This window comes from Paenarthrobacter sp. NEAU-H11 (assembly GCF_050573415.1).
Lineage (GTDB): Bacteria > Actinomycetota > Actinomycetes > Actinomycetales > Micrococcaceae > Arthrobacter.
In genome coordinates, this window is sequence record NZ_JBNZGA010000015.1 from 85,144 (window position 1) to 99,816 (window position 14,673).

Genomic DNA, 14,673 nt, shown 5'->3' on the forward strand with positions numbered 1-14,673 from the left:
GGGCCGGACCGGCCCCTTCAGCCGTGACGGCCGGGCAGCCGGTTCAGGCCCTCTACGAGGTCATCCTGCTTTCCGCACAGCGCAACCCGGACCCAGCCCTCGCCGATGGAACCGAATGCAGTCCCCGGCGCCAGGGCAACGCCGGAATCCGCGAGGAAGCGGCGCACCCAGCTGCGGACGTCCCCGCCGCTGGCGTGGGAAACATCCGCCCACAAATAGAAGGCTCCCTGTGCCTTCAGGTAGGGGATTCCCTTGGCATCGAGGACGGCGGATGCGGCGTCCCGGTTTGCCCGATAGTGCCGGTGCGCGTGCTGGACGTAGTCCTGCGGTCCGGTCAGGGCGGCGAGCGCGGCGTACTGGGACGGTGACGCGACGCAGGAGACGATCGACTCCATCACGTTGTCCATCTCCTGCTTGATCCCGGGCGGGCAAATCAGCGCCCCGATCCGCAGCCCGGTGAGCCCGTACGCCTTGGACAGGGTCAGCGAAGTGAAGACCCGGGCATCTTCCGGCGTATCGCCGTCGAACCTGGCAGGGCTGATGTGTGGCACGTCGTAGGTGAACGCCTCGTAGCATTCATCAGAGATGACCCACAGATCGTGCCGGCGGGCCAGGTCCATCAGGTCGCGGGTGAGGTCCTCCGCCAGCACGGCGCCGAGCGGGTTGGATGGAGAGTTCAGGACCAGCACCCGTGTCCGGCCGGTCACCAGCGCCTCGATATCGCCGGGCCTGGGCTGGAAGCCGTGGTCCGGGTACAACGGATAACCCACCGGAACAGCGTTCAGCAGGCGGCTGGTCATGGCAAACGTGGGATAGCCAGGGTTGGGGACCAGGATTTCGTCACCGGGGGAGAGCAGCAGGCTCATGGCAAAGTGCAGGCCCTGCTGCGCCCCGTCCACGACATACACCCGGTCCGCGGCAATGTCGCAGCCCTGCTGCTCCCGGAACCGGGCCGCGAACGCCTCGCGCAGCCCCGGGATGCCCGCGTTAGGGGTGTAGTTGGTCTCGTCCCTGTCCAGGCACGCCATGCCTGCATCCAGGACGTGCCGGGGGAGCGGAAAGCCGGGTTCGCCGATGCTGAGCACCAGGGCGCCGGGAGTCCGCCACGCGGCTTCGGTGATCTCGCGGATCTGGTTGACGGGCACGTCGCGGACATGGGCGGCAAGCTCAGGCATGCCTGCCATCCTAGCGCCGCTGCAGGCCGCTGCAGGTTGCTGCAGGGCGTGCGCCGGGGCATCAACCAGCGCCGATATACTGGGAGGCGTGCTTTCTGGACTGGTGATAGTGGACAAGCCGCAGGGATGGACCAGCCATGACGTGGTTGGCCGGATGCGGCGCCTTGCAGGTACCCGGAAAGTAGGGCACGCCGGAACCCTCGATCCCATGGCCACGGGCGTCCTGGTGGTGGGCATCAACAAGGCCACCCGGCTGCTCACCTACATCGTGGGCACCTCCAAGACCTACACCGCCACCATCCGGCTGGGCCAGACCACCGTCACGGACGACGCCGAAGGCGAAGTTACTGCCACGGCAGGCACTTCGGGGGTCAGTGAGCAGGCAATCCACGACGGCGTCGCCGCGCTCACAGGCGACATCCAGCAGGTGCCCAGCAGTGTCAGCGCCATCAAGATCAACGGTGAACGGGCCTACGCCCGGGTGCGCTCGGGTGAGGATGTGAAGCTTGCCGCCCGCCCCGTCACCATCCACCGCTTCGAGGTGCACGGCATCCGGCGGGACCCGGAAGCGGACGTCATGGACCTGGACGTCACCGTGGAGTGCTCCTCCGGAACGTACATCCGCGCCCTCGCCCGTGACCTGGGCAAGGCGCTGGGAGTGGGCGGGCACCTGACCGCGCTCCGCCGGACCCATGTGGGTCCGTACTCCCTGGAACAGGCGCGCACGCTCGAGCAGCTCGCCGAGGAACTCAACGTCCTGGAAATGTCGCAGGCTGCCCGGGCACTGATGCCCAACCGTGAGCTGACCGCGGAGGAAGCCACCGAGATCTCCTTCGGCCGGAGGATCGCTGCCGGCGCCGCCCCGGGCAGTCCCGCGGCGGCCACCGCCGAACACCCGGCCGCCGCCTTCGCACCGGACGGGAGCCTGGTGGCACTGCTTGCCGATGCCGGCAGCTTCGCCAAGCCCGTGCTGGTGTTTGCCCCGGGCAACGGCAGCTCCGCAACCCGCACCCCCGGTGAAGGCTGAGCGTGGACGCCTATTTCTACATCATCCTGGTGGTCGGGCTCCTGTCCACGGGCGTGTGCCTCACGGCAGGAATCCTCAAGAAGGCGCCGAACGACGTCACTATCCTGTCCGTGGCGGCGGTGGAGGTCTCCCTCCTGGTCTACCTGGTGGGCTCGATCATCCGGGTCATCGCCGGCGAACCCATCGCCGGCGAGGCATGGGAATTCTGGGGGTACCTGGTCACGGCCATGCTCCTGCCGCCGGCTGCCGTCTACTGGTCCATCCTGGAGCGGACCAGATGGAGTAACTTTGTCCTGGCCGCCGTCGGCGTCACCGCACTGGTGATGGCGGCCCGCATGAACCAGATCTGGTACTGAAGTGGAAGAAGCACACAACGTGAAAGACCAGCAGGCAACAAGCGCCGCCGGAGGGCACACCCCGGGCAACAGCCAAGCCGGCGTCAACAGCCGCAATACCGGCCCGGGGCGGCTGCTCATCGCTGTGTACGCCGTCTTTGCCATCTCGGCGTCCGCCCGTGCCGGCTACCAGATCCTCACCAAGTTCTCAGAGGCTCCGCTCGCTTACCTGCTGTCCGCCTTCGCGGCCCTCGTGTACGTGGTGGCCACCGTGTCGCTGGCCAAAGCCGGCACCACCTGGTTCAAGGTTTCGGTTGCCGCGGTGCTGGTTGAACTGGTGGGCGTGCTGGTGGTGGGCGCCCTGAGCCTCTTCGACCCCGTCCAGTTCCCGCACGAGACGGTCTGGTCGCTGTTCGGCCGGGGCTACGCCTTCATTCCGTTGCTGCTGCCCGTCCTGGGCCTGGTATGGCTGTACCGGCGGCGCCCGGGTGCACGGGCTGCTGCCTGAGGCACTCTTTCCACCAGGCCGCGGCCGCGAAAGGCGCCTGAAACTTCGTCCGGAAACCTCGTCAAGAACCCTTGTCCGGACACATGAAGTCTGCTTCACTATTTCGTATGGAGGGGAGTATCCCCGAATGCTTCGTCGTCAGTCCGGCCGCCCCTGAGCGGCCCGGTGAAGCAGGCTCCCGCGGGAGCCGGGAAAGACCTCCGGTTGGTTTATCTGACTGGAAGTGGGTTCCTTCATGTATGTTCCCCTGTGGGGCTGGCTGGCTGTCCTGCTCTTTATCGTCCTGATGCTTGCCTTGGACCTCTTTGCCCACCGCAAGGCGCACGTGATCGGCGTGCGGGAGGCGGCGCTGTGGTCCGCCGTCTGGGTGGCCTTTGGCGTTGGTTTCGGTGTCCTGGTGTGGCAGCTGTACGGTGCGGAGTTTGGCCAGCAGTACTTTGCCGGCTACCTGATTGAAAAGTCCCTCGCCGTGGACAACGTGTTTATTTGGGCAATCATCTTCACGTACTTCGCCGTACCGCGGGAGTACCAGCACCGCGTCCTGTTTTTCGGTGTCCTCGGTGCCCTGGTGTTCCGAGGCATCTTCATTGCGGCCGGCGCCGCCATCATCGCCAGCGCCGGGTGGGTGCTCTACCTGTTCGCCGCGTTCCTGCTCATCACCGGCTACCGAATGATCCGGCACCGTAACGACCACGTGGATCCGGAGAAGTCCCGGGCATTGAAGTTCTTCCGACGGCACGTGCCCATGACGGACGACTTCCACGGGCAGAGGTTCCTGATCCGGCGCCGCGGCGTGCTCCTGGCCACTCCGCTGCTCGCGGTCCTGGTCCTCGTTGAGGCGACTGACATCATCTTCGCCGTCGATTCGATTCCTGCCATCTTCGCCGTCACGGATGACGTGTTCCTGGTGTTCACCGCGAATGCCTTCGCCATCCTGGGCCTTCGCGCCATGTACTTCCTCCTGGCGGACCTTATCCACCGGTTTATCTACCTGAAGACCGGCCTGGCCCTCGTCCTGATCTGGGTGGGCATCAAGATGTTCCTGAAGATCGATATCTACTACATCCCCACTCCGGTGTCCCTGGCAGTTATTGCCGCGATCCTCTCCGTGTCGATAGGGGCCAGCCTGTGGGCAACACGGGGCCAGGAGCGCCGGCCGCTGCCCGCACCGGAGCGCGCACCGTTTGGATCCGCCGCCCCCGAGGACCTGGAAGCCCTGGAACCGCTGTGGCGGCGCAGGCAGCCCAACAGGTCCAGCCACCTGTGACCCCCAAACGATGGAGCATCCATGACAGCTGAACGTTCCGCCGACAGCGGTCAGGAGGCTCCGGGTCCAGGCGGGCCTGCCCGGCCTGCCTGGACCTTCCTCACCAACCACGGGCATGTCCTGCTGTCCGTGGCACAGGAGCCGGACATCCTGGTTGCAGACATCGCTGAGCGGGTGGGCATCACCACCCGGGCCGCCCTGCAGATCCTCAAGGACCTTGAAAGTGCGGGCTATCTGCTGCGGACAAGGGTGGGGCGCAGGACCCACTACACCATCCGGCCCCACCAGCACTTCCGGCATCCCGCCACTGCCGCGCAGGAAGTGGACGGCTTGATCCGCCTGTTCACAGCCGCTGCGCCGGGCGATGCTCCGGCGGCACCGGCGGAACCGTAACAGCCAAACCCGCTGCTTTCCCGGCACCCGCCCGGCTTGGCAAAGTTGGCCAGGCGAATGCAGGTAATCTTAGAGAGTTCCGCGGCCGGTACCGGCCCGAACATTGATACTTGCAAGCGTTTAAGGCGAGGGTGATGGTCTACATCTGGAACGATCCGTCCGAGGTCCCGGCGGACTTCGGCCCATCTGTTGTCACCATCGGAAACTTTGACGGAGTGCACCGGGGACACCAGCAGGTGCTCTCCGAACTGGTCCGCACGGCCCGGATCACAAGGTCCAAAGCTGTTGTGGTCACCTTCGATCCACACCCGGCCCTGGTCCACCGTCCCGAGTCCGCGCCCGAGCTGATCATGGGCCTGCAGGACAAGCTCGAGGCGCTGGGGGAGCTGGGCCTGGACGCCATCCTGGTCATGAAGTATTCGCTGGACCTGGCCAGCCTCACCCCTGAAGAGTTCGTGGAGCAGTACCTGGTGGACTGCCTGCACGCCGGCCATGTGGTCATCGGCCACGACGTACGCTTCGGACGCAACAATTCGGGGGACCTGGACACCATGAAGGCCCTCGGCCAGAAGTTCGGGTTTGAGGTGCAGGTGATCAGCGAGTTCGGCTCTGAGGGCTACCCCCTGCATGACGACGACGGCACGGACCGCCGCTGCTCCTCCACCTGGGTGCGGGAGGCCCTGCAGGAAGGCGACGTCGCCACGGCGTCCGCTGTCCTGGGGCGTCCGCACCGGATGCGCGGCGAGGTTGTTCACGGCGCCGCACGCGGCCGCGCACTTGGCTTTCCCACCGCCAACCTCGCCAGCAACGCCAGCGGCCTGATCCCAGCCGACGGCATCTACGCCGGCTGGCTGGTGGACCAGGCCGGTACCCGTTGGCCCGCGGCCATTTCCGTAGGGTCGAACCCCACGTTCGACGGCGTCAGCCGCCAGGTGGAGGCCCACGTGATCGACCGGCCCAAGGAGGACGTGGAGGACTTCGATCTCTACGGCCAGACAGTAGTTGTGGAATTTGTTGCCCGGCTCCGGGGCATGGTGGCTTACCGTGGGCCGGAGGCACTCGTGGAGCAGATGCGCCTGGACGTCATCCAGGCACACGGGCTGCTGGCCAGGCGCTAGGCCGCCACCAACGAAAGGCAGTACCCGTGTCCGTCGAGAAGAACACCCGGAAGCTGGACAAGGGGATTGTCCGCGACTTCAGCTCGCGGATGAGCTACGCGTCCTACCTGCAGCTGCCAACCCTCCTGAGCGCGCAGCAGCCGGTCAGCAAGCCCGAACACCACGATGAACTTCTCTTCATCATCCAGCACCAGACCACGGAACTGTGGCTGAAACTGGTGCTCCATGAACTGCGCAGCGCCGCCGCCTGGCTCCGGGCAGACGACCTGGGGTCGGCGCTCAAAGGCATTGCCCGGGTGAAGCACATCCAGAAAACCCTCACCGAGCAGTGGTCCGTCCTGGCCACCCTGACCCCCACCGAGTACTCCCAATTCCGCGGCTTCCTCGGCAATTCCTCCGGCTTCCAGTCGAGCCAGTACCGCGCAGTGGAGTTCGTGCTGGGCAACAAGAACCGCAAGATGCTCCCGGTGTTCGAGTCGGACCCGGAGGCGCACGCCATGCTTGAGGAACTGCTGGCGGCTCCCAGCATCTACGACGAATTCCTCGCCTACCTCTCCCGGCAGGGTTTTGATGTGCCGGCGTCCGTCCTGCAACGGGACGTCACCAAAGCGCACGAGTACACGCCGGAACTGGTGCCGCTGTTCAAGCACATCTACGAGAACGCGGCGGGCAACTGGGGGGCTTACGAGGCCTGCGAGGAACTGGTGGACCTGGAAGACAACTTCCAGCTGTGGCGCTTCCGGCACCTGCGGACCGTCCAAAGGACCATCGGCATGAAATCCGGGACCGGCGGATCCAGCGGTGCTGCGTTCCTCCAGAAGGCCCTCGAACTGACCTTCTTCCCGGAACTTTTCGCTGTCAGGACGGAGATCGGACAATGAGCATCCACCAGGAGAATGCAGCTGCGCCGGCTGCGGAGCAGTTGCAGCAACGGGCCGCGGAACTCGACCGGGAGGATCCGCTGGGGCACTACCGCGAGCACTTCATCGGCACCGACACGGCCGTGTCCTACCTCGATGGAAACTCACTGGGCCGGCCGCTGAAGCGGACCGCGGAGGACATCGCAACCTTCATCCGCGACGACTGGGGAGGGCGGCTGATCCGCGGCTGGGACGAGCAGTGGCTGGGCCTGCCGCAGTCCATCGGCGACCAGCTCGGACGGGCAGTCCTCGGCGCCGCGCCGGGCCAGACCATCATCGCCGACTCCACCACCGTGGTGCTCTACAAGCTGATCCGTGCCGCCCTCGCAGCGGTTGCCGATCCGGACCGCAACGAGCTGGTCCTTGACACCGAAAACTTCCCCACGGACCGGTACCTCGTCGAGGGCATCGCACTGGAGGAGGGACTTACCCTGCGCTGGATCCAGGCGGATCCGGCCGCCGGGGTGACCGTCGAACAGGTGCGCCAGGCAACCGGGCCGCGTACCGCCGTCGTACTCCTGAGCCAGATCGCCTACCGCTCGGGCCACCTGGCGGACCTCCCCGCCATCACGGCCGCAGTGCACGACGCCGGCGCGCTGGTTGTGTGGGACCTGTGCCACTCCGCGGGGTCAGTGGAGATCGCCCTGGACAGTGCCGGCGCCGACTTCGCCGCCGGCTGCACCTACAAATACCTCAACGGCGGACCGGGGTCGCCGGCCTTCGCGTACGTGAACCAGCGCCACCTGGCGTCGCTCAACCAGCCGATCTGGGGATGGATGGGTCGCAAGGACGCGTTCGAAATGGCTGCCGGCTATGAGCCGGCAGCCGGAATCCGCGGGTTCCTCAGCGGAACGCCGGCGATTTTCGGGATGCTGGCCATGCAGGGCACCCTCGATGTCATTGAAGAAGCGTCCATGGCCGCCATCCGGGCCAAGTCGGAGAAGCTCACGGCCTTCGCCGTCGAGGTCTTTGATGCCTGGCTCGCGCCGCTGGGCGCTGAACTTGCCTCACCGCGGAATCCGGCAGAGCGCGGCAGCCACATCACCATCGACCATCCGGATTTCACCAAGGCGACAGTTCAGGCGCTGTGGGACCGGGACGTGATCCCGGACTTCCGCGCTCCGCGCGGTATCCGCGTGGGCCTTTCGCCGCTGAGCACCAGCTACCGGGAGGTTCTGCGGGGCATGGAGGCGATGCGGGACTGCCTGCAGGGATAACGGGGCTGTTTCGACAACATTAGGCAGTGGCCGGTAAACTGGACGATGGATCCAGCTGCAGTCCGTGGCGGCTGGTTCCTGTTGCGTACGGCCCGCCCCGGTTTTCCGGCAACGGCTGCGGCGGCAGACCCGGCAGTGAGTTACTGACCTGGGCCCTCACGGCACATCCCTAGGAGTTATTGTGGCACTTGACGCCGCTGTAAAGCAGTCCATCATCAAGGAATACGCAACCGGCGAAGGCGACACCGGTTCGCCGGAGGTCCAGGTTGCCGTCCTGACCCAGCGGATCAAGGATCTGACTGAGCACATGAAGGAGCACAAGCACGATTACCACACCCAGCGCGGTCTGCTGGCCATGGTTGGTCGTCGCAAGCGCATGCTGGGCTACCTCAAGAAGACTGACATCGCCCGCTACCGTTCGCTCATCGAGCGCCTCGGCCTGCGCCGCTAGTCGGACTTAGGGGCGGCCCATTCCAGCATGGAACGGGCCGCCTTCTTCAAAAGAAAAACTAAACAGGAGGATCAACCGCATCACGCATTCGCGGTCCTCGGTAGTGATCCCCGGGAACGGCTTCGTTGACTGAAGCCGGCGGCCCGTGGGTCTCGATCGATGACCGGGTGCAGGGCCAGTAGACAGATGCTGGCTGGGTTGATGCGGCTGGACTTCCGTAAAACAGAAACGGAGGTGACTCTCTTGGAGGGTCCCGAAATCCAGTTCTCGGAAGCAGTCATTGACAATGGCCGTTTCGGCAAGCGCGTAATCCGCTTTGAAACCGGCCGCCTTGCCAAGCAGGCAGCCGGCGCAGCCATGGTGTACATCGACGATGACACCGCACTGCTGTCCGCCACCACTGCAGGCAAGCACCCGCGTGAAGGCTTTGACTTCTTCCCGCTGACGGTCGACGTCGAAGAGCGCATGTACGCTGCCGGCCGCATCCCGGGCTCGTTCTTCCGCCGTGAAGGACGCCCGTCCACCGAAGCCATCCTGGCCTGCCGCCTGATGGACCGCCCGCTGCGCCCCGCCTTCATCAAGGGCCTGCGGAACGAGGTCCAGATCGTGGTCACCGTCCTGGCGATCAACCCGGACGAGCTCTACGACGTGGTGGCCATCAATGCCTCCTCCATGTCCACGCAGCTGTCCGGCCTGCCGTTCTCCGGCCCCATCGGCGGCGTCCGCGTTGCCCTGGTTGCTGACGAAAACGGTTCACAGTGGGTGGCTTTCCCCAAGCACTCCCAGCTGGAGCACTCCGTCTTCAACATGGTGGTTGCCGGCCGCATTGCCGGTGACGACGTCGCCATCATGATGGTCGAAGCCGAAGCCACCGACAACTCCTGGAACCTCATCAAGGAACAGGGCGCCACCGCCCCCACCGAAGAGGTTGTCTCCGAGGGCCTCGAGGCTGCCAAGCCGTTCATCAAGGCACTGTGCGAAGCCCAGGCCGACCTCGCCGCCCGCGCTGCCAAGCCGACCGTTGAATTCCCGGTCTTCCTGGACTACGAGGACGATGTTTACGCCGCCGTCGAGGCCGCTGCCGCTGAGAAGCTCGCCGCTGTCTTCCAGATCGCGGACAAGCAGGAGCGCGACAACGCTTCGGACGCCCTGAAGGACGAGGTCACCGCCTCCCTCGCCGGCCAGTTCGAAGGCCGCGAGAAGGAGCTGTCCGCAGCGTTCCGCTCTGTCACCAAGCACGTTGTGCGCCAGCGCATCCTGAAGGACCAGATCCGCATTGACGGGCGTGGCCTCACGGACATCCGCCAGCTCACCGCCGAGGTCGAGGTCCTGCCGCGCGTTCACGGTTCGGCCATCTTCGAACGTGGTGAAACCCAGATCATGGGCGTCACCACGCTGAACATGCTGAAGATGGAACAGCAGATCGACTCGCTGTCTCCGGTGAAGACCAAGCGCTACATGCACAACTACAACTTCCCGCCGTACTCCACCGGCGAGACCGGCCGCGTCGGTTCCCCGAAGCGCCGCGAAATCGGCCACGGTGCCCTGGCTGAGCGCGCGCTCGTGCCGGTCCTGCCGTCCCGCGAGGAGTTCCCGTACGCCATCCGCCAGGTATCCGAAGCCCTCGGTTCCAACGGTTCGACGTCCATGGGCTCCGTTTGCGCCTCCACCCTCTCGATGCTGAACGCAGGTGTGCCCCTGAAGGCCGCCGTCGCCGGCATCGCCATGGGCCTGGTCTCCGACCAGGTGGACGGCCAGACCCGCTACGCTGCGCTGACCGACATCCTTGGTGCCGAAGATGCCTTCGGCGACATGGACTTCAAGGTTGCCGGTACCTCCGAGTTCGTTACCGCCATCCAGCTTGACACCAAGCTCGACGGCATCCCCGCTTCCGTGCTGGCAGCAGCCCTGAAGCAGGCCCGCGAGGCACGCCTGCACATCCTCGAGGTCATCAATTCGGCCATCGACACCCCGGACGAGCTCTCCGAGTTCGCACCGCGCGTCATCGCCGTGAAGATCCCAGTGGACAAGATCGGCGAGGTCATCGGCCCCAAGGGCAAGATGATCAACCAGATCCAGGAAGACACCGGCGCCGACATCTCCATCGAGGACGACGGCACGGTCTACATTGGCGCCACCAACGGCCCGTCTGCAGAAGCAGCGCGTTCCGCCATCAACGCCATTGCCAACCCGCAGGTCCCGGAAATCGGCGAGCGCTACCTGGGTACGGTCGTCAAGACCACCACCTTCGGTGCCTTCGTTTCGCTGACCCCGGGCAAGGACGGCCTCCTGCACATCTCCGAGCTGCGCAAGATCGCAGGCGGCAAGCGCGTGGACAACGTCGAAGACGTTGTCTCGGTGGGCCAGAAGGTCCAGGTGGAAATCACCAAGATCGATGACCGCGGAAAGCTGTCGCTGTCTCCGGTAGTGGCTGAAGAGGAGGGCGCCGGGGAGACCGAGCGCGTTCACGCCACGGAGCCCGCTGAAGGCGCAGAGGTCTAGCACACCGCACAGCGGGCTCGCCCGCAGCATGAAGAGGCGGGGGGGGGGGGGGGGGGGCCCCCCCCCGCCCCGGGAGTCGCAGCGCCCCCACCCCCCCGGCCCGCACACCGCACAGCGGGCTCGCCCGCAGCATGAAGAGGCGGGGCCGTGGATGATCCACCGGCCCCGCCGCTGTTACGATGGCAGCCAGATCCCGGCTGCCCCTCTTGAAAGGCCTCAATGACTGTTGTACCCCTGCCGCTTGAGCAGAACCACCGCGGCGATACCCTGGTCCACGGGGCCGACGGCGGCTCCGAAGTGCGGCGTTCGGTGCTGCCCGGCGGAGTGCGGGTACTGACCGAGGCGATGCCCGGGCAGCGGTCGGCCACCATCGGATTTTGGGTGGGGGTCGGCTCCCGCGATGAGGCCCCGGGCCAGCACGGCTCAACGCATTTCCTCGAGCACCTCCTGTTCAAGGGAACCAAGCGCCGGACTGCGCTGGAGATCGCCTCTGCATTTGACGAGGTGGGCGGCGAGTCGAACGCGGCCACGGCGAAGGAAAGCACGTGCTACTTCGCACGGGTCCTGGACTCCGACCTGCCGATGGCCATCGACGTCATTGCAGACATGATCACAGGCGCCGTCATCGATCCTGCCGAGATGGAGCAGGAACGCGATGTCATCCTTGAGGAAATCGCCATGGACAGCGACGACCCCACGGACGTCGCCCACGAACACTTTGTCTCAGCCGTCCTGGGCAGCCATCCCCTCGGACGCCCCATTGGCGGCACACCGGATGCCATCAAGGCGGTGGCCCGTGATTCTGTGTGGGAGCACTACCAGCGCTATTACCGGCCGGACGAACTGGTGATTACCGCAGCCGGCGGCCTGGAGCACGACGTCGTCTGCGGCCTTGTGGTGGATGCGCTTGAGTCTGCCGGCTGGTCACTTGAGTCCGATGCGGCGCCGGTGGAACGCCGGTCCACCGAACGTGCCCTCATCGCCGGGACCGCAGGGCTCCACGTCGTCAAGCGCGCCGTGGAGCAAGCGAACATCATCATGGGTTGCCCCACGATCGTGGCCACGGACGAAAGGCGCTACGTCATGAGCGTCCTCAATGCCGTGCTGGGCGGGGGAATGTCCTCACGCCTGTTCCAGGAGATCCGCGAGAAGCGCGGCCTGGTGTACTCCACGTACTCCTTCGCTTCCTCCTATGCCGATGCCGGCTACTTCGGCATGTACGCCGGCTGCACGCCGTCCAAGGTACGGCAGGTGCTGGACCTGCTCGCTGTTGAGCTGGACAAGCTGGCTGAGCACGGCATCGCCGAGGACGAACTCCGCAAGGCGGTAGGCCAGCTGGGCGGCGGGATCGTGTTGGCCCTGGAGGACACCGGTTCGCGGATGTCCCGGCTGGGCCGGGCCGAGCTTGTGTCCGGCGAGTACCAGGACATTGACGAAACCCTGCGCCTGATCAAAGCTGTCACCACCGAACAGGTCCAGGAATTGGCGGCCGAACTCGCTGCCGCTCCCAGGACTGTGACCGTCGTCGGACCATTCGAGGAGACGGAAACGTTCGGACTCTGACGCGTCGGAACGGCAGGACTTAGCTCGCAAACGGCAGGACTTGGCTCTGGAGGTGAGGGGACAGTGGAACGGACCCCTCCCAGCCGTGCGCCGGGAGCTCTGGCCGCTTTCCTGGGCCGCTGGCGGGGGAGTACCCGGTTCGCCGCCGGTCCCTGGGGGCCCGAACGGACCGTCGACGCCGAGGTGACCTACACCCCGGTGGCTGGCGGATCTGCCGTCGTCCAGAGCTACCGCCACCTGGAACCGGACGGGACGCATTCCGAAGGCCACGGGATCTTCACTGTCGACCCGGATCACCAGGATGTTTTTTGGTACTACGTGGATAATGCGGGCCCGGCACCTGCAGCCGCCGCCCGCTGCACGTGGCATGACGGCGCCCTTAGGGTGGAACGCCGGGGCGGTGCCGGGTGGACCCGCCATACGTTGCGCGTCGACGGCAACGTACTCACCCACATCACGGAGCTACGAACCCGTGGCGGCAAGACCACAAGCACCACAACGGACGGGTCCGGCGGGGACGACGGGACCGGCCCGGCCTATGTTCCCTTCATGACGTCGTCGTTCCAGCGGAGCTGACGCGGTCAGACGAAGCACACCAAAATGACGGCTGATCCAGATGGCGGCAGATTCAGTCAGGTTCAAAGCGACGTCAGTAGTGCACCAAGCCCCACTCCCACTCTTTGAGCGGGTCCTCGGGCAGTTTCGGGGGCATGGCGTAGAAGTCGACCCATACAGAATCCTCTTGCGAAAAGACCTCGGGATCCACAAAGTTGTCGCCCACTGGATCTTCAAGCGGAAGTTCCGCCGGCTGGAGGGGACTGTCCGATAAACGGTGTGTGGAGTCCGGCCGGTTTTCATTGTTGAGTGGTTCTTTCGAACCGGCCAGCGAAGGTAATAGCGAACGCGTTTAGCGCAGGCTTCCACCTCATCACCCAGCGTGCACGGCCACCGCCGGTTGGATCAAGAGATCTGGTGACCAGGTATAGGCATTTCAGGGCAGCGGTCTCGTTCGGAAAGTGCCCGCGGGCCCTCACCGCCCTTCGGTAGCGTGCGTTGATCGACTCGATCGCGTTCGTCGTGCAGATGACCCGTCGGATCTCCACGTCGTACTCCAGGAAGGGCACGAATTCGGCCCAGGAGGATTCCCAGAGCCGTACGATGGCCGGATACCGCTGGCCCCACTCGGCAGTGAATTCGGCGAACCGGTCCTTCGCCGCCTGCTCGGACGGGGCCGTGTAGACCGGCTTGAGCGCCTTGACGATGCCGTCGCGGTGCTGGCGTCCGGCGTAGCGGAAGCTGTTGCGGATCAGGTGCACGATGCACTGCTGCACCACCGTCCGCTCCCACGTGGTCGTGATCGCCTCCGGCAGGCCTTTGAGCCCGTCGCAGACGGCGATCAGCACATCTTCCACGCCCCGGTTCTTCAGCTCCGAGAAGACCTGCAGCCAGAACCGGGCACCCTCGCCACCGTCGCCGGCCCAGATGCCCAGGATCTCCCGCTCCCCATTGGTGGTGACGCCCATAACGACGTAGAACGGGGTGTTGCGCACCTGCCCGTCACGGACCTTGACCACGACCGCATCAACGAACAGCACCGGATAGATCGGATCCAAAGGCCGGGCCGACCATTCGGCCAGCTCCGAGGCGACTTTCTCCGTGATGCGGCTGATGGTGTCTTTAGAGACTCTGGCCCCGTAGACCTCCTCGAAGTGGGCGGCGATTTCCCCGGTCGTCAGCCCTCGGGCAGAGAGGGAGAGCACGATCTGGTCGATCCCGTCCAGACGCCGTTTCCGCTTGGGCACGATCACCGGCGCGAACGAGCCGTCCCGATCCCGGGGCACCTCAATCTCGACCGGACCGATCTCGGTCAACACGGTCTTTGACCTGGTGCCGTTGCGCATGTTGGCTGCGATCGGTGTCTGGCCGTGCTCGTGGCCGAGGTGCTCTGTCAGCTCGGCTTCCAGAGCGGTCTCCAGCACATTCCTCGTGAGCTGGTTCAGCAGCCCGCCCGGGCCTACCAGGCTCACGCCCTGCTCCTTGGCCTGCGCGAGCAACCGCTCCGCAAGCTCCTTCTGATCGATGATCTCTCCCGTCACAGGATCGATCATCACCCCTGCCATCTCGGACGTGGACTCTGACACGGCCGTCTCCTTTCGGATCAGGCCGGACTCCACACACCGTTATTCAGACAGTCCCG

The 14,673-nt window shown here is 65.5% G+C and carries 14 protein-coding genes; 12 read left to right on the plus strand and 2 right to left on the minus strand.

The window, feature by feature from the left end; translation table 11 throughout:
• Positions 1 to 17: 17 nt before the first annotated feature.
• A complete protein-coding gene (locus tag ACQ3DC_RS17130) occupies positions 18 to 1,175 on the minus strand; it encodes a pyridoxal phosphate-dependent aminotransferase (protein WP_430752808.1) in 1,158 nt (385 codons plus the stop codon).
• Positions 1,176 to 1,263: 88 nt separating this feature from the next.
• On the opposite strand from ACQ3DC_RS17130, the gene truB reads away from it, so the two are divergent.
• From truB to ACQ3DC_RS17190, 12 genes are all read left to right on the plus strand, one after another.
• Positions 1,264 to 2,202 (plus strand): tRNA pseudouridine(55) synthase TruB, encoded by a 939-nt coding sequence (gene truB, locus ACQ3DC_RS17135; protein WP_430752809.1) that lies wholly within the window; start codon positions 1,264 to 1,266, stop codon positions 2,200 to 2,202.
• A 2-nt stretch (positions 2,203 to 2,204) separates the two neighbouring features.
• Positions 2,205 to 2,558, plus strand: a complete 354-nt coding sequence (locus ACQ3DC_RS17140; RefSeq protein ID WP_321215854.1) for a hypothetical protein — start codon at positions 2,205 to 2,207, stop codon at positions 2,556 to 2,558.
• Positions 2,559 to 2,577: 19 nt separating this feature from the next.
• The gene (locus tag ACQ3DC_RS17145; RefSeq protein WP_321215855.1) at positions 2,578 to 3,045 is read left to right on the plus strand and encodes a hypothetical protein; all 468 of its coding nucleotides are present in this window, start codon (positions 2,578 to 2,580) and stop codon (positions 3,043 to 3,045) included.
• Between the two features lie 235 nt (positions 3,046 to 3,280).
• Entirely contained in the window at positions 3,281 to 4,312 is a 1,032-nt protein-coding gene (locus ACQ3DC_RS17150; RefSeq protein ID WP_430752810.1) for a TerC family protein, read from the plus strand.
• A gap of 21 nt (positions 4,313 to 4,333) precedes the next feature.
• Positions 4,334 to 4,705 carry a helix-turn-helix transcriptional regulator gene (locus tag ACQ3DC_RS17155; RefSeq protein WP_157238594.1) on the plus strand — a complete coding sequence of 124 codons (372 nt, stop codon included), beginning with the start codon at positions 4,334 to 4,336 and terminating at the stop codon, positions 4,703 to 4,705.
• A 134-nt stretch (positions 4,706 to 4,839) separates the two neighbouring features.
• Entirely contained in the window at positions 4,840 to 5,823 is a 984-nt protein-coding gene (locus ACQ3DC_RS17160) for a bifunctional riboflavin kinase/FAD synthetase (protein ID WP_157238593.1), read from the plus strand.
• 26 nt (positions 5,824 to 5,849) lie between these two features.
• Entirely contained in the window at positions 5,850 to 6,704 is an 855-nt protein-coding gene (kynA, locus tag ACQ3DC_RS17165; RefSeq protein WP_323057607.1) for a tryptophan 2,3-dioxygenase, read from the plus strand.
• Complete coding sequence (gene kynU, locus ACQ3DC_RS17170) at positions 6,701 to 7,960, plus strand: kynureninase (RefSeq protein ID WP_157238592.1); 1,260 nt, start codon at positions 6,701 to 6,703, stop codon at positions 7,958 to 7,960. The genes kynA and kynU overlap by 4 nt, the downstream gene beginning before the upstream one ends.
• Positions 7,961 to 8,141: 181 nt before the next feature.
• Positions 8,142 to 8,411, plus strand: a complete 270-nt coding sequence (gene rpsO, locus ACQ3DC_RS17175) for a 30S ribosomal protein S15 (RefSeq protein ID WP_321215859.1) — start codon at positions 8,142 to 8,144, stop codon at positions 8,409 to 8,411.
• 243 nt (positions 8,412 to 8,654) lie between these two features.
• Positions 8,655 to 10,913: a polyribonucleotide nucleotidyltransferase gene (locus ACQ3DC_RS17180; protein ID WP_157242566.1), complete on the plus strand. Its 2,259-nt coding sequence runs from the start codon at positions 8,655 to 8,657 to the stop codon at positions 10,911 to 10,913.
• A gap of 219 nt (positions 10,914 to 11,132) precedes the next feature.
• Positions 11,133 to 12,476, plus strand: a complete 1,344-nt coding sequence (locus ACQ3DC_RS17185) for a M16 family metallopeptidase (protein WP_430752811.1) — start codon at positions 11,133 to 11,135, stop codon at positions 12,474 to 12,476.
• A gap of 63 nt (positions 12,477 to 12,539) precedes the next feature.
• The gene (locus tag ACQ3DC_RS17190) at positions 12,540 to 13,052 is read left to right on the plus strand and encodes a DUF1579 domain-containing protein (RefSeq protein ID WP_323057605.1); all 513 of its coding nucleotides are present in this window, start codon (positions 12,540 to 12,542) and stop codon (positions 13,050 to 13,052) included.
• A 278-nt stretch (positions 13,053 to 13,330) separates the two neighbouring features.
• On the opposite strand, the gene ACQ3DC_RS17195 is transcribed toward ACQ3DC_RS17190, so the two are convergent.
• Complete coding sequence (locus tag ACQ3DC_RS17195; protein ID WP_259460236.1) at positions 13,331 to 14,584, minus strand: IS256 family transposase; 1,254 nt, start codon at positions 14,582 to 14,584, stop codon at positions 13,331 to 13,333.
• Between the last annotated feature and the right edge of the window lie 89 nt (positions 14,585 to 14,673).

Excerpts from the sequence above, each read along its gene's own strand:
- ACQ3DC_RS17160 (WP_157238593.1), top strand. The coding sequence starts at position 4,840 with ATGGTCTACATCTGGAACGATCCGTCCGAGGTCCCGGCGGACTTCGGC.
- kynU (WP_157238592.1), top strand. The coding sequence starts at position 6,701 with ATGAGCATCCACCAGGAGAATGCAGCTGCGCCGGCTGCGGAGCAGTTG.
- ACQ3DC_RS17185 (WP_430752811.1), top strand. The coding sequence starts at position 11,133 with ATGACTGTTGTACCCCTGCCGCTTGAGCAGAACCACCGCGGCGATACC.
- ACQ3DC_RS17150 (WP_430752810.1), top strand. The coding sequence starts at position 3,281 with ATGTATGTTCCCCTGTGGGGCTGGCTGGCTGTCCTGCTCTTTATCGTC.
- ACQ3DC_RS17195 (WP_259460236.1), bottom strand. The coding sequence starts at position 14,584 with ATGATCGATCCTGTGACGGGAGAGATCATCGATCAGAAGGAGCTTGCG.
- ACQ3DC_RS17155 (WP_157238594.1), top strand. The coding sequence starts at position 4,334 with ATGACAGCTGAACGTTCCGCCGACAGCGGTCAGGAGGCTCCGGGTCCA.
- ACQ3DC_RS17130 (WP_430752808.1), bottom strand. The coding sequence starts at position 1,175 with ATGCCTGAGCTTGCCGCCCATGTCCGCGACGTGCCCGTCAACCAGATC.